Below are 19,963 nucleotides of genomic sequence, written 5' to 3'. Positions count from 1 at the left end.
CGATATGGCACTGGAACGCACATTCTCGATCATCAAACCCGATGCAACCCGCCGCAACCTGACTGGCAAGATCAACGCCAAGTTCGAAGAGGCCGGCCTGCGCATCGTTGCGCAAAAGCGCATCCACATGACCAAGGCGCAAGCTGGCAAATTCTATGATGTTCACGCCGAGCGTCCGTTCTATGACGAGCTGTGCGAATTCATGTCGTCTGCTCCGGTTGTTGTTCAGGTTCTTGAAGGCGAAGGCGCAATTGCCAAGAACCGCGAAGTCATGGGCGCAACCAATCCCGCAGACGCAGCCCCGGGCACCATCCGCGCCGAGTTCGCCGAGTCGGTTGGCGAAAACTCGGTCCACGGTTCGGACGCGCCGGAAACCGCGGCTGTTGAGATAGCGTACTTCTTCTCGGGCATCGAGTTGGTCGGCTAAGTCGTTGACCGCGCAGTAGATAAAGGCCGCATCCGTTTTCGGGTGCGGCTTTTTTTGTCCAAATCCACAACTCCGGATCGCAGCCATGACCGACACCAAACGCATCGTACTTTCCAGTGACCACGCCGCCATTGATCTGAGGCGTGCCGTTGCAGATCACGTCACCTCGCGCGGATGGGAAGTGGTCGATATCGGCCCGCAGACCACGGAAAGCACGCATTATCCGACCCATGGCGAGGCCGCGGCGCGCCGTGTTGCATCAGGCGACTGCCAGTTGGGGATTGTCCTGTGTGGCACCGGGCAGGGCATCATGATGGCGGCCAACAAGGTCAAAGGCATTCGATGCGGGGTGTGCAGCGATACGTTTTCGGCCAGCATGATCCGGCAGCACAATGATGCCAACATGCTGTCTCTGGGCGCACGGGTTCTGGACGAAGACGCAGCATTGGCTGTTGTCGATGCGTTTTTGGGGGCAGAGTTCGAAGGTGGCCGCCACGCCACGCGCGTCGACATGATCCGCGCGTTGGAAGGCTAGGTCAAACGGGTTTGAGATCCTGGGGTGCCACGCGCACCCCGATCGCATCCAGATCCGCAATCATCTGGTTTTCCGGGGGCGCTTTGGCGCTGGCCTTGAGGGCGTCAAACTTGACCCGCAGCGCCTTTTTCTCCTCGCCTTTACAGTCGTTCCAAGGCCGCCCCTGCAAACCCATCACCAACACGTAATATCCAATGAAATGCGGGCGCACGCCGGACTGAAGCAGCTTCGCATAGGCCGCATCAGCGCCCAAGTCCCGCAATTGCTGGGCCGAGGTTATGCCCACACGCGCGCAGGCTTGTTCAAATGCAGGGCCAAGATTGCGGATCGATGAAACCGGATCGGACATGATCTTGTCTTAGCGACAGCCCCCGGCGGTGTCATCTTCTTCTTGGCGTTTCCGCGGCCCGTTTCGCCCGACTTCGGGAAATCCTTGACGTATATACAGGATCGCGATTTCATACGTTTATGCTGTCATGAGGTCGGTGATGCCCAAAGGCTCAGAAGCCGCGAAATCGTCAGACAATAGCAGGAAAGATATTGCGCGGCCCAAGGGCAAAGGACCCGGCAAAGCCGCGATTTTTGTCTTGCCGGAATTGCCTGATCCTGACGCGTGGAAACAGGAGTTGCCCGGGTTGATGGTCCAGATCACCGCACCTTCGGCCCCCAGAAAATTTTCTGTTCTGGATTGTCACGATCAATCGCTGCGCAAGTCAAACAGGGTTCTCTTGGACTGTGCTGGCAGAGTTCACCTTTACGACGCGTCCGCCGCGCCCGTGTCGCAGCGGTGCAGGGCGCAAGGCAAATTTGTTGCCGATCTGCCCGAAGGGCCGGTGAAATCCGGGCTGTCAAAATTCCCGAAGTTGCGCGCTTTGACCACTATCGGAGAAGGCCAGCTAGCGCGCACCGCACTCTCTGTTCTGGACGATGTGCAAAAGACCCAAGCGCGCGGAACGATCCTGACTTTGCGGTCCGACGGCGGGCAGGCGGTGATTGTAGCGATCGAACCATTGCGCGGCTATGACCGGGCTTTTGCTCGTGTCTGTGACATGCTGTCTGTACGCAGCAGCGCAACGGGCCCTCAGGCGATCTTTCCCTTGCTGTTTCCTGACATGCAGCCCTATGCGGCAAAGCCGGTTATTCCCTTGGGGAAAACTGAACCGGCCATCGAGGCTGCAGCAGATATTATTCATACTTTCCTGAAAGTTGCCCGCCAAAACGAAAGTGGTGTAATAGCGGATATCGACACTGAGTTTCTACATGACTACCGGGTATCCCTGCGCCGGATCAGATCCGTGCTCAGCCTGTTCAAAGGGGTTTATTCGGACCCTCAGACCGCTCAACTCAAGCTGGAGTTTTCCGAGTTGATGGCTCAGACCGGGCGGTTGCGGGACCTGGATGTCTATCTTTTGGAAAAGAGGCGCTTTTTCAAACTGGTACCGTCGACGCTTCATGCAGGTCTTGAGGATATGTTCAACCGCTTTGAAGGCGAGCGCAAGCGCGCCCTGTCCAGATTGGTGCGCCAGTTTCGCAGCCCGGAATATGACGCACAGATGCAGCACTTGGACGACCTGTTTCGCGATGTTTCCCGGCTGGATCCGGGCCCCAGTGCCAATCATGGGGCCTATGACTACGCGCGTTCCCTGATTTGGAAACGCTATCGCAAAGTGTGCAAACTGGCCCGCAACATCACGCCGGAGACCCCGGATGAGGCGGTGCATGACCTGCGCATCCATTGCAAAAAGCTGCGTTACCTGATGGAGTTCTTCGGCCCGCTCTTTGATAAAGGCGCATTCAAAACGATCATTAAGCCGCTGAAAAAGCTACAAGATAACCTGGGCCTGTTCAACGATTGCGCGGTCCAGCAAGCGGCGTTGTTGAAATTTGTTCAGCAACAGCCTGCAGGTCAGACGAACCCTGGGCTCTGCATGTCGGTTGGCGGAGTGATCGCGGTTCTGGATCAAAAGCAAAAGTTCGAACGTGGCCGGGTCATTGCGAATTTCCAGCATTTCGACAGCAGCGAAATCCGGCGACTGTTTCGCACCCTGTTTCACGACGCAAAGGAGTAAGGGATGAAGGTCATTGCCTGCTATAGCAACAAGGGTGGTGTCGGTAAGACGGCGACCTCGGTGAACCTTGCTTATGCATATGCGCAAAAGAGGCTGCGCGTTTTGTTGTGCGATCTGGATCCTCAGGGTGCGTCGGGGTTCTATCTGCGCGTCAAACCTTCGAAGAAGCTGACCGAGGCGCGGTTCTTCGAGGACGTCAAACGCTTTACCAAGGCGATCCGCGCCAGTGATTTCGACGGGCTGGATGTATTGCCCGCCAATCTGACCTATCGGGATTTCGATGTATTCCTGTCGCGCATGAAAAACCGACGTTCGCGCCTGAAAAAGGCACTGATGTCCGTTGGTGGAGATTACGACGTCATCGTTCTGGATTGCCCGCCCAATTTCTCGACCCTGTCGGAAAATATCTTTCGGGCGGCGGACCTGATTGTGGTACCGGTGATCCCCAGCACCCTATCCGAGCGGACATTCGAGCAATTGGTGGGGTTCTTCGATGATCACAAGATGCCGAAAAAGAAGATTAAGGCTTTTTTCTCAATGGTTCAGCGGCGAAAGACTCTGCATATCGAAACAATGGAGGCCATGCGCAAGCTGTACCGCAAACGGTTCCTGAAAACGACCATACCCTTCGCTGCGGATATCGAACGAATGGGCCAGCATCGCGCGCCTGTGTTGACCTATGCGGGGCGCAGTGTGGGCGGTCTGGCGTATCGCGCGCTGTTCAAGGAATTGGAAAAAGGACTGGGGGCAAGTAAATGAGCATGGAGATCGAGCGCAAGTTCCTGGTGGCTGACATGCCCGACCTGAACGGCACTCAAAAAGCCGTTGTGCGGCAGGGCTATCTGACAGCACCCGACGACTCGACCGAGTTGCGCCTGCGTCAAAAGAACGACGTCTATTTTCTGACCCTGAAGGGTGCAGGCGGCATCGCGCGGATTGAGCGTGAGGCTGAAATCTCGGCCGATCAATTCGCCACGTTCTGGCCCGAAACCGAAGGGCGCCGGGTCGAAAAGGAACGTTATACCGGAACGCTTGCTGATGGGCGCGTGTTCGAATTGGATGTTTTTCTGGGTGATCTTGCACCGCTGAAGCTGGTCGAGGTCGAGTTTTCGACCGAAGACGAGGCGCGGGCTTACACTCCGCCGGATTGGTTCGGTGCGGATGTCACCGAAAATAAACGCTACAAAAACAAGATGATGGCGATCAACGGACTGCCGCGTTAAGGCGTCCGAGACAGCTTCAGCGTCGTTTCCAGCCCCGGATCGCGGTTGCGCGCTATGAATGTGCCGCCATGCATATGGGATATGGCGGCAACCAAAGCCAGCCCAAGGCCCGAGTTCCGCTCGGTCCGGGCGGGGTCCAGCGTGACGAACGGCATCTGCAGCCGGGGCAGGTCGCTTTCGGGCACTCCGGGCCCACGGTCGCGGACGCTGAGCATGGTGAACGGCCCCTGTTCACGAACGCTGATCGTTATCTTTGTATCGTGCGGAGCATACCGCATCGCGTTTTCCAAAAGGTTCGAAAGCGCTTGCGAAAGCAACGGCTTGTGCCCTTGTATCGGGTCAGCAGTGCCCACGACTTCCAGATGGATCGACTGATCGGCGGCAACCGGTTCGTAAAGCTCAACCACGTCATCCACCAGTTGCCGCAGGTTGACAGGTTCAAACTGTTCCCGCCCCAGGCCGGCCTCGGCGCGCGAGATTTCGGTCAGTTGCGTCAGAACACGCAGGACATGATCGACCTCACCCGTGGCACGTGCCATGTCGACCTCGCGCTCCGCATCGGTTTTTCCGGGCTCTGACAAAGCCTCAACCCGTTGGCGCAGGCGGGACAGCGGAGAGCGCAGGTCGTGGGCAATGGAATTCGACGTGGTGCGCAGATTGCTGATCAGTTCTTCGACGCGGTCCAGCATGTTGTTCAGAGTACTGGCCACCTGGTCGAATTCGTCGCCCGTACCGCGCAGAGGCATACGCTGAGACAGATCACCGGACACGATATTGTCTGCGGTGTCGGCAAAGTCCTTGAGGCGAGAAAACACAAGACGCGTCAGCAGCCAACCTGTCAGCAGGCTCAGGACAAAAGCAGTGACCAGCGCCACTGCGACCGAGCGCAAGAGAACGCGGTCGAATTGCTGGCGCGCGATTGCGTCGCGCCCGACCAGCAGGCGCTCACCCCCGGGCAAGCGGATAGAGGCTGCGGAAACCGGCACGAATTCGTCCGTATCGCCCTTGCGCAACTGAAACTCGACCCAGCCACTGCCTGCAACGATGCCTTTCGGCCAGCGGCTCAGGTTACCTGCCAGCTTGGTGCCTTGTCGGCCCGTCAAAAGGTACAATGCGTCGCGGTCGGCAGCACTCGGCAGGCGGCGTTCGATGGCCGTCATCAGGCCGATCAACCCGCGGCGTTCATATTCATCCGCCAGCCCTGTCAACTCGGCTGAGACGACCGACCGGGTTTCGCCGGTAATTGTCCGGTTGGCGGTGACATAGACCATCGCCAGAACGCTTGCGGCCAGCAAAGTGCTGAGCACCATACTGGCCAGAACCAGCCGAGACCGGGAATTTCTAAGCGTCCGTAGCAGGTTAGCCATCCGATACCATGTACCCGGCACCCCGGACGGTTTCAATGATCGGCGGTGCCCCGTCTTCGTCCAATTGCCGTCTCAGCTTTGAGATATGGACGTCGACAACATTGGTGTTGGGATCGAAATGGTAATCCCAGACGCCTTCCAGCAACATGGTCCGTGACACGACGCGGTTCTTGCGCCGCAGGAAGAATTCGAGGATCTGAAACTCCCGCGGGGTCAGCGTGATTTCACGCCCGCCGCGCGTAACCTTGCGGGTCAGCAGATCCATTTCCAGATCGCGGCAGGTCAGGGTCGGGGTTTCTTCGGATTCCTGAGGGCGGCGCAGCAGCGCCTCGATCCGGGCGTGCAATTCCTGAAAGGAAAACGGCTTGACCAGATAGTCGTCCGCCCCAGCCCGCAGCCCTTTGACACGCTCGTCAACCGCGCTCATGGCGGTCAGCATCAGGACCGGCGTTTTGACACCCGCCGCGCGCATGGACTTGATCAGTGACAACCCGTCAAGGCCGGGCAGCATCCGATCCAGAACGATCGCGTCGAACCCACCATCTGTGGCATGATACAGGCCTTCGCGCCCATCCGCGGCGGCTTCGACAACATAACCTTCTTCACCAAAGCCCTTTGCGATGAAGTCCCGTGTGTCCTCATCATCTTCAACGATCAACAGGCGTCTGCTCATGGTTGGGGCTCCTTTTACTCGTGATATAAACATACTTACCCTCTTAAAAAAACATGCCGGGTGCGAAGCCGCACCCGGCCGTTCCGGCGGCGCGTGGACAAACCGGGCCTGCCGGAATAAGCGCGCCAGATTTCCCCATCATGTGGCGCGCTTAGGTGTTAGTTCAGGCGATTTCGACCGCGACGAAAATCTGGTTGCCGCCCCGGTTGATCAGAACCAGCGCCGGATCCGTCTTTTCGCTATCTAACGCTGTTTTCAGCGCGTCCGGGGTCACCGTGTCCTGATTGCCAAGACGAACGATCACATCGCCCCGCTGCAGGCCGGCCTTGGCTGCAGGGCTTTTGGGCTGCAGATCGGTCACGACAACGCCGTTTACCGTTTCACCCACGCCCATTTCCGCACGCGCGGTTTCGGTCAACGGTGCAACGGTGACGCCCAGTTTGGTGCCTTCGACGGTGTCGTCTGTTGTCACGTCCGCAGCGGCCTGCGCGGTTTCGTGTTGGCCGATGGTGATCTTGACCACCTCTTCTTTGCCGTCACGCAGCACGATCATCGCGCTTTCTGATCCGACCTTGGTGGTGCCCACCAAAAGCGGGAGATCGCTGCTTGACCCGACATCCTGATCGTTGAACGACAGGATCACGTCACCCTGTTGCAGCGCACCGTCGGCAGGACTGCCTTCAACCACGTCCGAAACAAGCGCGCCCGCGGTGGCGTCGATGCCAAGGGCTGCTGCCAGTTGCGGGTTGACATTCTGGATCGAAACACCCAGCCAGCCACGGCTCACCTGGCCGTCCTCACGCAGATCTGCGGCGATATGTTCAACAATGTTCGACGTCACGGCAAAGCCCAGACCAACCGAACCGCCGCTGGGCGAATAGATGGCCGAGTTCACGCCGACCACTTCGCCTTCCATATTAAACAGCGGACCGCCAGAGTTGCCTTTGTTGATCGCGGCATCGGTCTGAATGAATTCAGCATAGGGGCCGGCCGAGATGTTGCGTTCCTTGGCGGACACGATACCCGTGGTCACCGTCGAGCTGAGGCCAAACGGGTTGCCGATCGCGACAACGTCTTCGCCCACGCGAATGACATCGCTGTCACCCAACTGGACGGCTTGCAGGTTTTCACCGGCGTCAATTTTGAGAACGGCAATATCTGTCAGCGGATCTGTCCCGATGATTTCCGCCTCGAACGAACGGTCATCGCTGAGTCGCACGGTTACCGTTTCTGCGTTGTCGACCACATGGTGGTTGGTGATGATGTATCCGTCTTCATCCAGAACAAATCCCGATCCCAGGCCCTGGCCCGGTCCGCGATCAGGCATCTGGAACCCTTCCGGTGCGCCAAAACGTTTGAAAAACTCACCAAAGGGATGGCTTTCAAGCCCGAAATCCTGGCCATTGGTCGGGGTAGGGGCGGCTTTCTGTTCGGCGATGATCGTCACGACCGATGGCGAAACAGATTCGACCAGATCGGCCAGCGCCTCATCCGCCATCGAAGGCAACGCCGTAGTGGTCAGAAGGGCTGCCCCCAAAGCGCCGGCGCCGACCCAATTGGACGTACGCGGAAAAAGAAGTGAGGATTTACGGATGCTCATAATGACTCCTGTCTGTGTTAGGCGGTTCTATCCGCGCTTATGAGCAGGAGATGGCGCGCAAGTGTTGGAGAAACCTGAGGAAAAAATTAAGAAACCTTAATTTTGCCACTTTCTCTTTATGTAATCAGCGCTTGAAATCGGCGGCTTTGAACAGAATCATGCCGGTGGACAGGACGCGAATCGGTGGATTGTTGCCGATCACGCTGTCAAATCCTGGAAAGCATTGAATTGATTCAATTCCGTTAACAACAAAACGCGGATTTTTTTCACACGAGCGACGCGCAACTATAAGATGAGTCTTCTTTTGATAGAGACGAAGGCTGTTTTGTAGTTCTTTGCGAATTCAATCCTGTATCGACCAAAACGGATGGGAAACACTGAATTCAACATGGCTGGGGTTGTTAACGAAGCAATCATAGGTAGAGTCGCCTCTGTGCCGTTGTTGCTCAATTGCCAAGCCGGGGTCACCAAAATTAACCCTTCTTTCCAATTTTACATTGTTTGTACGCGTATGATGGGCAACGATGTAATTGCCCAAGCGAGGGGGGCCCGAGACACTAGGGGGTGTCGAAGGCACATCTCAGTCTCCACAGCGCGAGCGGCATGTTAACGAGGGGGTCTTGTTTAGGTTCGGCAGCGGAATAGTCTGAACGCCATTGGCGGTTCGACTGCGCATCTGGGGATTGGTGAAAGTGGTAGTCCTTTTTGGGCAACCGGCCCGGTCAGAAATGACCGGGCCGTGTCTATTTCGGGATGTCGTTTTTCTGTTGCCAGCGCTGCCAATCTTCGGATGTATCCAGATCCAACAGTGCGTGATCGCCGGGCAGTTGGTGCAGATGCACCGCCTGCGCGTGTCGTTTCACAATTGCTTGGGCACCGGCGTCCCCCGTCAACGCGGAAAGCTCTGGCAAAAGCGACCGATCAAACACGACAGGGTGCCCGGGCTTTCCATCCTCAGATGTCCCACGCCAGATCAGATTTCCGGGATGCGTTGCGCAAGAGGCCGCGACATTGACCAAATCCTCTGTCGTCAGGTCGGGCAGGTCGGCCAGCAATACCATGACACGCGGGGCATCCTGCGGGATATGCCGCAGGGCGCCGCGCAGACTGGCATTCATCCCCTCTGCCGCATCCGGGATGCCGATTTTGGTGACATCCAACCCCTCAAGCGCATCATAGCGCGGGTGTGGCGCAAACGGCAGGGCAACGATCACGGGCCCAACCGCCAGCGCTTTCTGCGCGGTCAGTCGCAAAAGCGGGACACCGCCCAGCAATTGCATCAACTTGTCCACTCCACCCATGCGGCTGGATTGGCCTGCGGCCAACAGGATAACGGGTATCTCTTTCATGGCAGCACCATGCCCGCAGGCAGGGATAGTGTCATCCCCTCATTCGGCTGCCGTCAGGGTCAAACAAAGGGGTCGAGATGACCTTAGCCTTGCGCATTTGCCCCAGAATCTCGATCTCAACCGCCAGCCCGTCCGTGATCTGGTCCGTTGGAAGAAAGCCGAGCGCAATGGATTTCTGCGCGGTGTGGGAATAGCCGCCAGAGGTACAGAACCCCACCACAGAGCTGTTCAGCCAAATCGGTTCATAGGCGTTCACATCCGCATCATCGGCATCGACTTCGAAGGCGGTAAGCTGACGTCCGACACCTTGGTTCCGTTCCGCCTCTGCTGCGTTTCGCCCAATGAAGTCGGTATTCTTGGCGAAAGAAATGAACCGGTCCAACCCGGTTTCCGCCGCGGTGTAGTCTGGCGAAAACTCTCGCATCCACGAGCCAAAGAATTTGTCCAGACGCAGGCTCATCATTGCGCGCATGCCAAATGGGGCCATTCCATGCGCCTGTCCGGCTTGCCAAAGGGTCCACCACAATTGTCGCTGTGCCATCGGATCACAATAAATCTCGAACCCCAAATCCCCGGTGTAGCTGAGCCTTTGGACGATGCAGTCCGTCATACCGACCGTGATCCGACGCACGTCCATGAACCGGAACTCCGAAAGATCCGCGCGGGTACACGCTGCAAGAACGGCCTTGGCTTTGGGCCCGGCGATCTGAAACCCTGTGCGCTGGTCGCTGATGTTTTCGATCTGCACATCCGCTTGGGCGTTCTGTTGGAACCAACGCATGTGAAACGCCTGACTTCCGTAAGAGGCCGTCACCTGAAACTCGGTCTCCGACAGGCAGGACACCGTGAAATCCCCGATCAGCTTGCCCTTGTGTGACAGCATCGGGGTCAGCGACACGCGGCCGGGTTTCGGAATGCGACCCGCCATGATCCTGTCCAGCCACGCGCGGGCGTCAGGACCGGTGATGCGGTACTTGCCGAAGTTGTGGACCTCGTTGATGCCAACGCCGTTGCGCACGGCTTTGACCTCGCGCCCTGTGGCGGCAAAGGCGTCAGAGCGGCGGAACGAGGGTGTTTCATAGCTTGGTTCGTTGCCTGTTGCGAAATAATTCGGCACTTCAAGCCCGTATTGTTGCCCCCAGACCGCGCCAAGGTCGCTGAAGATGTCATACATCGGCGTGGTGCGGTTGGGCCGTGCTGCAGGCAGTTCTTCATTCGGGTAGGCAACGCTAAAGCGTTTTTGATAGTTCTCGATGACCTTGGGCCGCGTGTAGCCGGGGCTGATCCAGTCGCCGAACCGGGCAACGTCCATGGCAAAGACGTCACGCTCGGGTTCGCCGTCGATCATCCACTGCGCCAGCGTCAGGCCAACGCCACCGCCCTGGCTGAACCCGGCCATGACACCACAAGCGGACCAGTAGTTGCGGACGCCCGGAACCGGCCCGACCAAGGGGTTGCCGTCGGGTGCAAAAGTAAACGGCCCGTGGATCACGGATTTGACGCCGGCCTCGGCCAGAACCGGGAAACGCTGATATGCGAACTCGATACTGTCGGTGATCTTGTCATAATCATCGGGCAGCAGTTCGTGTCCGAAATCCCATGGCGTGCCATCCACGGCCCAGGGTTTACAGGGCTGTTCATAGAACCCGATGCAAAGTCCACGCCCTTCCTGACGCAAATAGCTTTCGCCGGCCGGGTCCATGACATGCGGGTGCTCGCCACCTGCGTCGATGATGGCTTCGATTTGCGGGATTGAGTCCGTCACCAGATACTGATGCTCCATCGGGTGCAGCGGGAAATATATGCCGGCCATCGCGCCCACCTCGCGCGCCCAAAGGCCACCTGCATTCACGACGTGTTCGGCGTGAATGGTGCCCTTGTCAGTGACCACATCCCAGGTGCCGTCGGCACGTTGGTTGGTTTCACGCACCATGCAATGGGTTTCAATCGTGGCGCCGCCCATGCGCGCCGCCTTGGCATAGGCATGGGTCGTGCCCGACGGGTCCAAATGCCCGTCCAACGGATCATAAAGCGCGCCGATAATGCCGTCGGTATTGGCTATGGGAGCGATCTTCTTGATCTCTTCCGGGCCGACGATTTCAGTCTCGAGCCCCATGAACCGGTGCTTGGCACGCTCGGCCAGCAGCATGTCGAACCGGTCCTGATTGTCGGCCAGCGTCACGCCGCCGACATGGTGCAGACCACAGGACATCCCGGTGATCTCTTCCAGCTCTTTATACAGGCGGATCGTATAGCCCTGCAGTGCGGCCATGTTGGTATCGCCATTCAGGGTGTGAAACCCACCCGCGGCATGCCAGGTTGAACCCGAGGTCAGCTCGGACCGTTCCAGCAGCATGACATCCGACCAGCCCAGCTTGGTCAGGTGATACAACACCGAGCAGCCCACAACGCCACCACCAATCACCACCACCTGAGCTGTATTCTTCATCTGGACCTCCTGAATATTTCGCGAAGGTGCAAGCTCAGGCTTGGGTCATCTGCCGCGCAAGCGACAGATGATGTCGTTTTTAACGAAGTGTCAACGGCAGGTCAGAGAGGGCGAACTTTAAGGCCGGTGATCCGGTTTCCTTCTTTAGCCGTGACTTCGAACCGAAAGCCATGAAAGGAAAACACCTGACCGACGATCGGGATCATCTGGGCCTCGTGAATGACAAGACCGGCCACGGTATTGGCTTCTTCGTCAGGCAGGGACCAGTCCAACGCGCGGTTCACATCGCGGATCGTCATGGCACCTTCGACAAGATATTGGCCATCCTCTGTGCGGGTGACCGGGACGTCTTCTTCAAGATCGAACTCATCCGCGATTTCGCCTACGATCTCTTCGAGAATGTCTTCCAGCGTGATCAGACCGCGCAGAGATCCATATTCGTCCACGACCAACGCGAAGTGGCTGTGCATCCGCAGGAACTCTCGCATCTGATCGTCCAGCGTGGTGGTTTCGGGCACGAAATAGGGATCGTTGGCGACCTTTGAGATATCAAAATTCTTGAGCTGTTTTGTATCTCCGTCCGCACCGCCAACCTTGGCGTACATGGCGCGAAACAGGTCTTTGGCGTGAACCACGCCCACAATGTTTTCGGGCTCGTCCCGGAACACGGGCAGGCGGGTATGAGGGCTTTCAAGACACTGTTTCAGGATCGCCTCGGGCTCATCATTGGCGTCGATCATCTCGATGTTTGAGCGGTGGAGCATGATCTCTTCGACTGCACGATCCCCAAGATCCAGCGCGCCCAGGATACGGTCGCGATCTTCCTTTTCGACCACACCTTCGGAATGGCCCAGTTGCAAGGCGCCTGCGATCTCTTCGCGCACCGCCAGAATGTTGGAATCCGGGTCAATCTGAACACCGAACAGACGCAAGACACCGCGCACCAGAACGCGCACGGCGGCCACGATGGGGGAAAACACCGTCACGACGACGCTGATCACCGGTGCAACCGCCGCTGCGGCCTTTTCCGAATTGGTGATCGCATAGGTCTTTGGCAGCACCTCGGCAAAAATCAGAACAAGGAAAGTCATGACCAGTGTCGCAAGGGCCACGCCGCTTTCACCAAAGAGGCGTGTGAACAGGGCTGTCGCAAGCGATGCGGCCAGAATGTTCACAAGGTTGTTGCCCAACAGCACCGAACCGATCAGACGTTCGTTGTCGTCAGTGATATCCAGCGCCTTTTGCGCGCCACGAGACCCCTTATCCGCCTGTGCCCGAAGCTTGCCCCGCGAAGATGCGGTCAGCGCCGTTTCAGATCCTGAGAAAAAGCCCGACAAGACGAGCAGCAAAAGGATAGAGCCTGCGGAGATCCAAAAGGCGCTATCGAGCAAAGAAGGGCTGGGTTCCATTGGTCCTTGTGTGTGTTTGTTTCTGCATCCGTTATGGGGGTGCGGTTGCGTCTGATCAAGGGGTTAGCCCTTGTCCTCGGGTGCATCTTTCGCCAACGGGTGATGTTCCAGCACCAGTTCTGACAGCCGTTCATCCAGAACATGCGTGTAGATTTCGGTTGTTGCCACATCCGCGTGCCCCAGCAGCGTCTGAATCGAGCGCAGGTCTGCACCGTTGGTCAGCAGATGCGTAGCAAACGCATGGCGCAACGTGTGAGGCGTGACTTTTTCCGGTGAAACACCGCCCTGAACGGCGAATTCCTTGACCAGCAGGAAGAACCGATGCCGAGTCAGATGGCCGGATTTCCCGCGCGAGGGGAACAGGAACCGCGACCGCTGCGCGCCTTTGGCAACCGCCTGATCTTCGGCCTCATCGCGCTGTTTTAACCATTCTTTCAGCGCGTCGCGGGCAGGGGGCGACAGTGGCACCATCCGTTCCTTGCCGCCTTTGCCAAGGATCAGCAACATCCGCGGATCGCCCCGGGCCGATGACACCGGCAGGGACACAAGCTCGGTGACGCGCATGCCGGTAGCGTAGAGCAACTCCATCAAACATGTGTTGCGCAGTTTGTCCGATGCGTTGCGCCCGGTCTGGCGCGCTGCGGACAGCAGGCGATCCACTTCTGGCACATCGAGCGTTTTGGGCAGGCGTTTCTGGCGACCGGGTCCCTTGATCTGTATGGCAGGGTTGTTGTCGCGCCAGCCTTCCTCGAACGCAAAACGGTAAATCTGTTTGATGGCAGACAGGCGGCGCGCGCGTGTGGATCTCGACAGGCCCTCGGCATCGCAATCGATCAGATATCCTTCGATCTGATCCCGGTCTGCCCGGGCAAAATCCGATTTGCGCCTTTCCAGCCAAGCCGAGAAATCCTTAAGATCGCGACCATAGGCCAACAGCGTGTTGGTGGCAGCGCCCAGCTCTGCCGCTTGCGCTTCGAGAAAGGTGGATATCCACAGGTCCTGAGAGGCCGGGGCCGACATGATCAGGCCCCGTTCAAGATCATAAGCTGCAGGGCAGCACGGCGTGCGGTGTCCTCCAACCCGACCCGACGCAGGGTGGCGATTGCCGCTGTCAGGTCGACCAGATTGCCGCGAGAGCCATGGGCAAACAGCACCATCGCTTCGAGAATACCTTCGCCAAGCTGGTTGTTGCGCAGCATGGCATCAATGTCCGAAGGGATCGGAGGTGACCAGGCAAATCCTTCGGCCACTGCATCCGCCAGCGGAGAAGGCGATGGCGCCCGCCCGGGATCCCCCATCGCCAGCGCAGCCAGAAACGCGTTTGCGGTTGGGCCATTGGGCTGTATCTGGGCCGCGCGTTCGTAGTTTTCGGACAGCAACAGGATGCGCCAGCGCAGATTTTCGGCTTCGCTATCCTTCAAGGTGACGTTGGCCAGCCGGTCGGCAAACAGCTCGGCAAACGGAACCTCAAGCCCCACTTTCTGCATCTGTTGCCAGACGGTTGTGAGTGCCTTCGATATCGCGGCAGGCTTGCCCGATTGCAGCGCCTTTTCGAACTTTTGCACCGCTGAAACCCGATCCCAGACCGCACCGGACGCGGCTGGTGAGCGTTCGGTATAAAGCCCCAGCAACCGGTTGGGCGTGAGCGCGCCGATACGGGTCAGGCGTTCCGCCGCTTCGACCTGGGCTTTCCATCCCGCGACATCCCTAAGATCCGCATTGGCAAAAGCACGCGGCAACGGGGCGGTTGGCATCCGTTCGCCAATCGCCTCGAACAGCCGAAACGCCAGAGGGTCAGGATGTTCAGGAACCGGCAGATATTCAGCCCCCTCAAACAATTCCGGGCTGAGAAAGCGATCCAGCAGGGCAAGATCTTCTGGGGGCAAAACCTCAAGCGCGTGGGCGGCCTCAAGCGTCAATGCCGCCGATGCCCAATCGCCACGCCGCGCCTTGCAAAAGATTTGCGCGGAATAGTCGCGCGACAGGCCGGGCTGTGCGATCAACGCAGTACAACTGCGGTCTTCGTCTCCGGTCAGCAAGGTTGCATTGAACCACCTTTGAAACCGTTCCTGAGTGTCCGTGGGACCTGCGAGTTGAACAAGAGATTGAACCGGATCAGCGGCCCCCAATTGCATCAGACGATCCAGCCGCGCCATCAGCAATTCGTCGGGCATTTCAGAGCCCGCGGGCGCGCGCGCTTCGGACAATAACAAGGTAAACAACAACCGTTGCATTGCGGGGTTTGATTTGACCGATACCTGTTCAAGCAGTTGGGTAAGACGTTTCGGATCGCTGCTCTGCCACAGGTCCACGGGCAGCCCGGTGACCGACGACGATACCAGGCCAAGCGGTGACGACAGTGCCTCAAGCGGAGTGACCGAGATTTCCGGCTGTGTTCCCGTATCCGTCACCGGCGGTTCCAGCAGCACCGTACCCGGCAGGTTTTCAGGCGCCTCAGACAGCCATTCGATAACCGACAAAGGTTCTTGCGCCTGCGCGGTTCCGGCCAGAAAAAGCGCCAGCAGGGTGGCCTTAGTCCGCATTCAAAATGACCGGTTCGCGAATTTCGTCCTGCGGTGCCGAAAAATCAGCACCAAAGAACGGTCCGACATAGGCGTACCCGACCAATGCGATAAAGCACAGGCAGATTAGGTACAGCAGGAACTTGATTAGACGGCCCATGGGTCAACGCTGCCTCAATTTTTGATTTTGACCAAGTTATAACTGGCATTTTTGCCGAGATCACGTCATTCACGTTTAAATGAGCGAAATAAAGCATACCACCCGGCGCGACGACACGGCGCAGAGCTATGATCTGCACAAAACCGTGGTTTTGGTTGGCATGATGGGCGCTGGCAAGACGGCGGTGGGCCGTGCCTTGGCCACGCGACTGAACGTTCCGTTCCTCGACAGCGACGCCGAGATCGAATCGGCGGCCAATATGTCCATCCCCGAAATCTTCGCGCGCGATGGCGAGGCGTTCTTTCGCAGCAAGGAAACGCAGGTGATTGCCCGATTGCTGGAAGAGAAAAAAGGCATTCTGTCCACCGGGGGAGGCGCCTTTTTGTCCAGTGGAAACCGCAGCTTGATTTCACAGCAGGGCGTCTCGGTCTGGTTGCGCGCCGATCTTGAGGTCTTGTGGAACCGTGTTCGGCACAAGGACACTAGACCGCTTTTGCGGACCGCAGATCCCTATGCGACTTTGCGGACGCTGTATGAGGCGCGCGTGCCGGTTTATGAGCAAGCGGACCTGCAGGCCATGTCGGATGGCGAAACGGCGATTGACGAAATGGTAGACCGGGTTCTGGCGGCCTTGCTGACGCGCCCGGATGTTTTGGAACTGAAATAAATGCATCAGACAGTACGCGTTGAGCTTGGTGACCGGTCTTACAATGTTGAGATCGGGCCTGATCTTCTGGCACAGGCGGGCGCGCGCATTGCGCCGCTTTTGCCGCGCCCTAAAGTGGCGGTTTTGACCGACGAGACGGTCGCCGGCCTGCACCTAGAGGCCTTGCGCGATGGGTTGGCGACCGCCGGTGTCGACATGACCGCGCTGGCCTTGCCCGCCGGGGAAGCCACCAAAAGCTGGCCGCATTTTGAACGCGCGGTTGAATGGCTGTTGGCCGAAAAGGTCGAACGCCGCGATGTCGTTGTCGCCTTCGGTGGCGGCGTCATTGGTGATCTTGCTGGATTCGCTGCCGCTGTCATGCGCCGCGGCGTGCGGTTCGTGCAAATTCCGACCTCACTGTTGGCGCAAGTCGACAGTTCGGTCGGGGGTAAAACCGGGATCAACGCGCCTCAAGGCAAGAACCTGATCGGTGCGTTTCATCAACCTTCGCTGGTGTTGGCGGACACCTCGGTTTTGGGATCACTGACCGCGCGTGACTTTCTGGCGGGTTATGGCGAGGTCGTAAAATACGGGCTGTTGGGGGATGCCACGTTCTTCGACTGGCTTGAAACCAATGGCCCCGCGCTTGCCGGTGGTGATATGGCAGCACGGGTACAGGCTGTGACACGATCAGTTCAGATGAAGGCCGAGATTGTCGAGCGGGACGAGACCGAACAGGGTGACCGCGCGCTGTTGAATCTGGGCCATACGTTCTGCCACGCGCTGGAGGCTGCCACTGGGTATTCCGACCGCTTGCTGCACGGCGAGGGTGTGGCCATCGGTTGTGCGCTGGCTTTCGAGCTTTCCGCCCGTCTGGGCCTGTGCGCGCAGGAAGACCCCAGCCGCGTGCGCGCGCATCTGCGCGCCATGGGGATGAAAACCGACCTTGCCGATATTCCTGGAGAGTTGCCGAATGCCAAAGCCCTGGTGGATCTGATGGCGCAGGACAAAAAGGTCATCGACGGCCAATTGCGATTTATCCTGGCGCGCGGGATCGGTCAGGCCTTTGTCACGTCGGATGTGCCGCGGAATTCCGTGCTCTCTGTTCTGGAGGACGCGCTGTCCACGCGTTGAACAAGGGGCTCAGCGCCCTTGAATCACCATCAGCTCACCGATGTTTTCGCGTGTGATATAGCCGATCATCGGCCCGTTTTCGCTGCAAACGGCTATAGCGGGCGCACCTTTGTGAAGCGCGTCCAGTACCCTGTTCAGGCTCGCTGTCAGGGACACCTTTGGGATTTCGGTCTCCATAATCGTGGTCGCAAGATCCGAGCGCGGGCGCTCTTCGGCGAGGGCCGAGAACAAACGATCACGGGTGACAAACCCTTTCAGGTTTCGGTCGGCATCCAGAACCGGAAACTCGTGCTGCGTCGTGTGGATCACCGCCTGCGCGGCTGCGTTGAGCGTATCACTGGGAGAGAGTGGCAGGAATTCGGTGATCATCGCGTCCCGCGCCAGTACACGCCGCGCGACCGATCGTAGGGCCACGTCCTGACTTTCCGCGTTTGCGGCGATGAACACAAAAATCGCGATCAGGATCAGTATAGGGTTGCCAGAGGATAGCCCCAGAAAGCCCAGCCCAAAGGCCACAACCTGTCCACCCAGGGCGGCAAAGCGCGTCGCCTTGACGCGATCCATTTTCAGGCACAGCAGCGCCCGGAACACCCGCCCGCCATCCATCGGAAAGGCCGGGATCATGTTGAACACCGCCAGCAAAAGGTTCAGGGACGCCAGACGCTCCAGCATATCAGCATGCGTGGAATCGACCTGCCTAAGCATATCCATCGGCCAGCCGGCGCCGAGAAGGACAAGCACTAGCCAGATCGCCACATTTACCGCCGGTCCTGCCAGCGCAACCCAGATCTCTCGCATGGGATTTTCAGGCATCCGTTCCAGACGCGCCAAACCACCGATCGGCAAAAGCGTGATATAGGGCGTGCGAATGCCGAACCTGCGCGCCATAAGCGCATGCCCGAATTCGTGGGCCACCACACAGGCAAAAAGGGCGAGGACAAACAACACATTGTCAATTGCCGCAGACAACCCGCCGCTTGAATAAGCGGAAAATCCGATCCAGATCAAAAGCAGGAAGAAGGTGACATGGACCCTCAGTTCGGAGCCAAGCATCCGACCAACAGAGAAGGACCATGCCATGATTATGTCTCCGTTTTAGAACGGAATCTCGTCGTCGTCGATTCCGCCGGATGCAGGTGCGGGTGCGCCCGAGGGGGCACCGTAGGGATCGCCATAGCCACCACCGGCCTGACCACCGCCGCCATAGCTTCCGCCACCACCTTCACCACGGCTGTCCAGCATGGTCAATTCACTGCGATAGGGCCGCAGGGCAACTTCGGTGGTGTACCGGTCCTGACCGGATTGGTCCTGCCATTTGCGGGTTTCCAACTGGCCTTCGACATAAACCTTGCTGCCTTTGCGCAGGTACTGTTCGGCCACGCGGATCAGAGGTTCAGAGAAGATCGCGATTGAATGCCACTGCGTGCGATCCCGACGCTCTCCGGTGTTGCGGTCTTTCCATGTCTCCGAGGTTGCAATGCGCAGGTTGCACACTTTTCCGCCATTCTGGAACGACCGCACCTCTGGGTCGGCACCAAGGTTGCCAATCAGAATGACTTTGTTGACTGATCCCGCCATAAATTCCCTCGTTCTTTCGTATCTTGTGCACCCGAATCTGGTGCCGATTTCCCGGTCAACACTATACGGCCTGCGCCTTGGTTGGAACACGGATCATAAGGCAACTGTGAACGCGATACTCTTAGCGCAATGTTAACCAAGCTTTCATTTCCGGGTGAAATACCTATACTCCGTCTGGTTGTTGAACGAGCGGGATTGGCTTGATGCGTGTTCTGGTTGGTGGTGTTGTGGCTGTGTGCCTGTGTCTGACAACGGGCGCAGTGCAAGCGCAGGCATTGTCGTCAAAGAGCCGTCAGGCGATCTTTCTCAAACAATCCAAAGTGCTGGATGGCCGGGCCGCAACGCAATATCGCGATTCTGAGCGGTTGAAGCCCAAGCGCAAGGATGGCGGCGCCTTTCAAAAGCGCTATACCGGCAATTACAAGGGTCAATTCCTTGAACACGCCCGTAAGGCTGCCCGTCAGCACAATGTCCCGGAAGAGCTGTTCTTACGTCTCGTGCAGCAGGAAAGCGGTTGGAATCCCGGTGCGGTTTCTCACAAGGGTGCGCTGGGGCTGGCACAGTTGATGCCACAGACCGCTCAGTTGCTGGGCGTCAACCCGCATGACCCGATCCAGAACCTGGAAGGCGGCGCGCGGTATCTGTCCTGGCAATATCGCAAGTTCAAATCCTGGCGGCTAGCCTTGGCTGCTTACAATGCGGGCCCCGAAGCGGTCGAACGGCACGGCGGCGTTCCGCCCTACAAGGAAACCCAGAAATACGTCAAAGTCATTTGGGGCGGTTAAGCCGACCAGAGGCGAAGAAAAGAGGCCGGTTTTAAAC

Annotated in this window: 20 protein-coding genes; 8 read left to right on the top strand and 12 right to left on the bottom strand. The window is 58.2% G+C overall.

Annotated features, from left to right (window positions below; genetic code table 11):
* Window positions 1–4: 4 nt before the first annotated feature.
* Together ndk and rpiB are read left to right on the top strand one after the other, a co-directional pair.
* On the top strand, window positions 5–427 hold the full coding sequence (gene ndk, locus ACR0AG_RS16815) for a nucleoside-diphosphate kinase (protein ID WP_008757405.1): 423 nt from the start codon (window positions 5–7) through the stop codon (window positions 425–427).
* A gap of 85 nt (window positions 428–512) precedes the next feature.
* The gene (gene rpiB, locus ACR0AG_RS16810) at window positions 513–962 is read left to right on the top strand and encodes a ribose 5-phosphate isomerase B (protein ID WP_480840993.1); all 450 of its coding nucleotides are present in this window, start codon (window positions 513–515) and stop codon (window positions 960–962) included.
* A 1-nt stretch (window position 963) separates the two neighbouring features.
* On the opposite strand, the gene ACR0AG_RS16805 is transcribed toward rpiB, so the two are convergent.
* Window positions 964–1,311, bottom strand: a complete 348-nt coding sequence (locus tag ACR0AG_RS16805) for a TfoX/Sxy family protein (protein WP_480840992.1) — start codon at window positions 1,309–1,311, stop codon at window positions 964–966.
* Window positions 1,312–1,450: 139 nt separating this feature from the next.
* On the opposite strand from ACR0AG_RS16805, the gene ACR0AG_RS16800 reads away from it, so the two are divergent.
* Genes ACR0AG_RS16800 through ACR0AG_RS16790 form a run of 3 tightly spaced genes read left to right on the top strand, consistent with a single transcriptional unit; the run spans window position 1,451 to window position 4,254 of the window.
* Complete coding sequence (locus ACR0AG_RS16800; RefSeq protein ID WP_480840990.1) at window positions 1,451–3,031, top strand: CHAD domain-containing protein; 1,581 nt, start codon at window positions 1,451–1,453, stop codon at window positions 3,029–3,031.
* Between the two features lie 3 nt (window positions 3,032–3,034).
* Window positions 3,035–3,790 carry a ParA family protein gene (locus ACR0AG_RS16795; protein WP_480840988.1) on the top strand — a complete coding sequence of 252 codons (756 nt, stop codon included), beginning with the start codon at window positions 3,035–3,037 and terminating at the stop codon, window positions 3,788–3,790.
* Window positions 3,787–4,254, top strand: a complete 468-nt coding sequence (locus ACR0AG_RS16790; protein WP_480840986.1) for a CYTH domain-containing protein — start codon at window positions 3,787–3,789, stop codon at window positions 4,252–4,254. Before ACR0AG_RS16795 ends, ACR0AG_RS16790 begins: the two co-directional genes overlap by 4 nt.
* Here ACR0AG_RS16790 and ACR0AG_RS16785 read toward each other — a convergent pair.
* The 9 genes from ACR0AG_RS16785 to ACR0AG_RS16745 form a co-directional block, all read right to left on the bottom strand.
* Complete coding sequence (locus ACR0AG_RS16785) at window positions 4,251–5,621, bottom strand: sensor histidine kinase (protein ID WP_480840984.1); 1,371 nt, start codon at window positions 5,619–5,621, stop codon at window positions 4,251–4,253. The genes ACR0AG_RS16790 and ACR0AG_RS16785 overlap by 4 nt on opposite strands.
* Window positions 5,614–6,294 (bottom strand): response regulator transcription factor, encoded by a 681-nt coding sequence (locus ACR0AG_RS16780; RefSeq protein ID WP_480840982.1) that lies wholly within the window; start codon window positions 6,292–6,294, stop codon window positions 5,614–5,616. The genes ACR0AG_RS16785 and ACR0AG_RS16780 overlap by 8 nt, the downstream gene beginning before the upstream one ends.
* A 163-nt stretch (window positions 6,295–6,457) precedes the next feature.
* A complete protein-coding gene (locus ACR0AG_RS16775; protein WP_480840980.1) occupies window positions 6,458–7,894 on the bottom strand; it encodes a Do family serine endopeptidase in 1,437 nt (478 codons plus the stop codon).
* 743 nt (window positions 7,895–8,637) lie between these two features.
* Window positions 8,638–9,243 carry a nucleotidyltransferase family protein gene (locus tag ACR0AG_RS16770; protein WP_480840978.1) on the bottom strand — a complete coding sequence of 202 codons (606 nt, stop codon included), beginning with the start codon at window positions 9,241–9,243 and terminating at the stop codon, window positions 8,638–8,640.
* A gap of 31 nt (window positions 9,244–9,274) precedes the next feature.
* The gene (locus ACR0AG_RS16765) at window positions 9,275–11,692 is read right to left on the bottom strand and encodes a GcvT family protein (protein ID WP_480840976.1); all 2,418 of its coding nucleotides are present in this window, start codon (window positions 11,690–11,692) and stop codon (window positions 9,275–9,277) included.
* A 101-nt stretch (window positions 11,693–11,793) separates the two neighbouring features.
* A complete protein-coding gene (locus ACR0AG_RS16760) occupies window positions 11,794–13,101 on the bottom strand; it encodes an HlyC/CorC family transporter (protein WP_480840974.1) in 1,308 nt (435 codons plus the stop codon).
* Between the two features lie 63 nt (window positions 13,102–13,164).
* Complete coding sequence (locus tag ACR0AG_RS16755; protein ID WP_480840972.1) at window positions 13,165–14,121, bottom strand: site-specific tyrosine recombinase XerD; 957 nt, start codon at window positions 14,119–14,121, stop codon at window positions 13,165–13,167.
* A 2-nt stretch (window positions 14,122–14,123) separates the two neighbouring features.
* On the bottom strand, window positions 14,124–15,644 hold the full coding sequence (locus ACR0AG_RS16750; protein ID WP_480840970.1) for a hypothetical protein: 1,521 nt from the start codon (window positions 15,642–15,644) through the stop codon (window positions 14,124–14,126).
* Entirely contained in the window at window positions 15,634–15,783 is a 150-nt protein-coding gene (locus ACR0AG_RS16745; protein ID WP_480840968.1) for a hypothetical protein, read from the bottom strand. Before ACR0AG_RS16745 ends, ACR0AG_RS16750 begins: the two co-directional genes overlap by 11 nt.
* A 79-nt stretch (window positions 15,784–15,862) precedes the next feature.
* On the opposite strand from ACR0AG_RS16745, the gene ACR0AG_RS16740 reads away from it, so the two are divergent.
* Together ACR0AG_RS16740 and aroB are read left to right on the top strand one after the other, a co-directional pair.
* Window positions 15,863–16,450 carry a shikimate kinase gene (locus ACR0AG_RS16740; RefSeq protein WP_480840966.1) on the top strand — a complete coding sequence of 196 codons (588 nt, stop codon included), beginning with the start codon at window positions 15,863–15,865 and terminating at the stop codon, window positions 16,448–16,450.
* A complete protein-coding gene (gene aroB, locus ACR0AG_RS16735) occupies window positions 16,451–17,563 on the top strand; it encodes a 3-dehydroquinate synthase (RefSeq protein ID WP_480840964.1) in 1,113 nt (370 codons plus the stop codon).
* Window positions 17,564–17,572: 9 nt separating this feature from the next.
* Here the strand turns inward: aroB and ACR0AG_RS16730 are convergent, their stop codons facing one another.
* The gene (locus ACR0AG_RS16730) at window positions 17,573–18,643 is read right to left on the bottom strand and encodes a site-2 protease family protein (protein WP_480840962.1); all 1,071 of its coding nucleotides are present in this window, start codon (window positions 18,641–18,643) and stop codon (window positions 17,573–17,575) included.
* A gap of 15 nt (window positions 18,644–18,658) precedes the next feature.
* Window positions 18,659–19,141 carry a single-stranded DNA-binding protein gene (gene ssb, locus ACR0AG_RS16725; protein ID WP_480840960.1) on the bottom strand — a complete coding sequence of 161 codons (483 nt, stop codon included), beginning with the start codon at window positions 19,139–19,141 and terminating at the stop codon, window positions 18,659–18,661.
* Window positions 19,142–19,344: 203 nt separating this feature from the next.
* Here ssb and ACR0AG_RS16720 point away from each other — a divergent pair, with 203 nt between their 5' ends.
* The gene (locus ACR0AG_RS16720; protein ID WP_480840958.1) at window positions 19,345–19,926 is read left to right on the top strand and encodes a lytic transglycosylase domain-containing protein; all 582 of its coding nucleotides are present in this window, start codon (window positions 19,345–19,347) and stop codon (window positions 19,924–19,926) included.
* Window positions 19,927–19,963 lie beyond the last annotated feature (37 nt).

The sequence above is a fragment of the Ruegeria sp. H6 genome (assembly GCF_056532975.1).
Note: the sequence above shows the minus strand (reverse complement) of the source record. Positions and strands in the feature narration are given on the sequence as shown.

What these genes read in the sequence shown, in the direction of transcription:
- ndk (WP_008757405.1), top strand. Translation starts at nt 5, where the DNA reads ATGGCACTGGAACGCACATTCTCGATCATCAAACCCGATGCAACCCGC.
- rpiB (WP_480840993.1), top strand. Translation starts at nt 513, where the DNA reads ATGACCGACACCAAACGCATCGTACTTTCCAGTGACCACGCCGCCATT.
- ACR0AG_RS16805 (WP_480840992.1), bottom strand. Translation starts at nt 1,311, where the DNA reads ATGTCCGATCCGGTTTCATCGATCCGCAATCTTGGCCCTGCATTTGAA.
- ACR0AG_RS16800 (WP_480840990.1), top strand. Translation starts at nt 1,451, where the DNA reads ATGCCCAAAGGCTCAGAAGCCGCGAAATCGTCAGACAATAGCAGGAAA.
- ACR0AG_RS16795 (WP_480840988.1), top strand. Translation starts at nt 3,035, where the DNA reads ATGAAGGTCATTGCCTGCTATAGCAACAAGGGTGGTGTCGGTAAGACG.
- ACR0AG_RS16790 (WP_480840986.1), top strand. Translation starts at nt 3,787, where the DNA reads ATGAGCATGGAGATCGAGCGCAAGTTCCTGGTGGCTGACATGCCCGAC.
- ACR0AG_RS16785 (WP_480840984.1), bottom strand. Translation starts at nt 5,621, where the DNA reads ATGGCTAACCTGCTACGGACGCTTAGAAATTCCCGGTCTCGGCTGGTT.
- ACR0AG_RS16780 (WP_480840982.1), bottom strand. Translation starts at nt 6,294, where the DNA reads ATGAGCAGACGCCTGTTGATCGTTGAAGATGATGAGGACACACGGGAC.
- ACR0AG_RS16775 (WP_480840980.1), bottom strand. Translation starts at nt 7,894, where the DNA reads ATGAGCATCCGTAAATCCTCACTTCTTTTTCCGCGTACGTCCAATTGG.
- ACR0AG_RS16770 (WP_480840978.1), bottom strand. Translation starts at nt 9,243, where the DNA reads ATGAAAGAGATACCCGTTATCCTGTTGGCCGCAGGCCAATCCAGCCGC.
- ACR0AG_RS16765 (WP_480840976.1), bottom strand. Translation starts at nt 11,692, where the DNA reads ATGAAGAATACAGCTCAGGTGGTGGTGATTGGTGGTGGCGTTGTGGGC.
- ACR0AG_RS16760 (WP_480840974.1), bottom strand. Translation starts at nt 13,101, where the DNA reads ATGGAACCCAGCCCTTCTTTGCTCGATAGCGCCTTTTGGATCTCCGCA.
- ACR0AG_RS16755 (WP_480840972.1), bottom strand. Translation starts at nt 14,121, where the DNA reads ATGTCGGCCCCGGCCTCTCAGGACCTGTGGATATCCACCTTTCTCGAA.
- ACR0AG_RS16750 (WP_480840970.1), bottom strand. Translation starts at nt 15,644, where the DNA reads ATGCGGACTAAGGCCACCCTGCTGGCGCTTTTTCTGGCCGGAACCGCG.
- ACR0AG_RS16745 (WP_480840968.1), bottom strand. Translation starts at nt 15,783, where the DNA reads ATGGGCCGTCTAATCAAGTTCCTGCTGTACCTAATCTGCCTGTGCTTT.
- ACR0AG_RS16740 (WP_480840966.1), top strand. Translation starts at nt 15,863, where the DNA reads ATGAGCGAAATAAAGCATACCACCCGGCGCGACGACACGGCGCAGAGC.
- aroB (WP_480840964.1), top strand. Translation starts at nt 16,451, where the DNA reads ATGCATCAGACAGTACGCGTTGAGCTTGGTGACCGGTCTTACAATGTT.
- ACR0AG_RS16730 (WP_480840962.1), bottom strand. Translation starts at nt 18,643, where the DNA reads ATGGCATGGTCCTTCTCTGTTGGTCGGATGCTTGGCTCCGAACTGAGG.
- ssb (WP_480840960.1), bottom strand. Translation starts at nt 19,141, where the DNA reads ATGGCGGGATCAGTCAACAAAGTCATTCTGATTGGCAACCTTGGTGCC.
- ACR0AG_RS16720 (WP_480840958.1), top strand. Translation starts at nt 19,345, where the DNA reads ATGCGTGTTCTGGTTGGTGGTGTTGTGGCTGTGTGCCTGTGTCTGACA.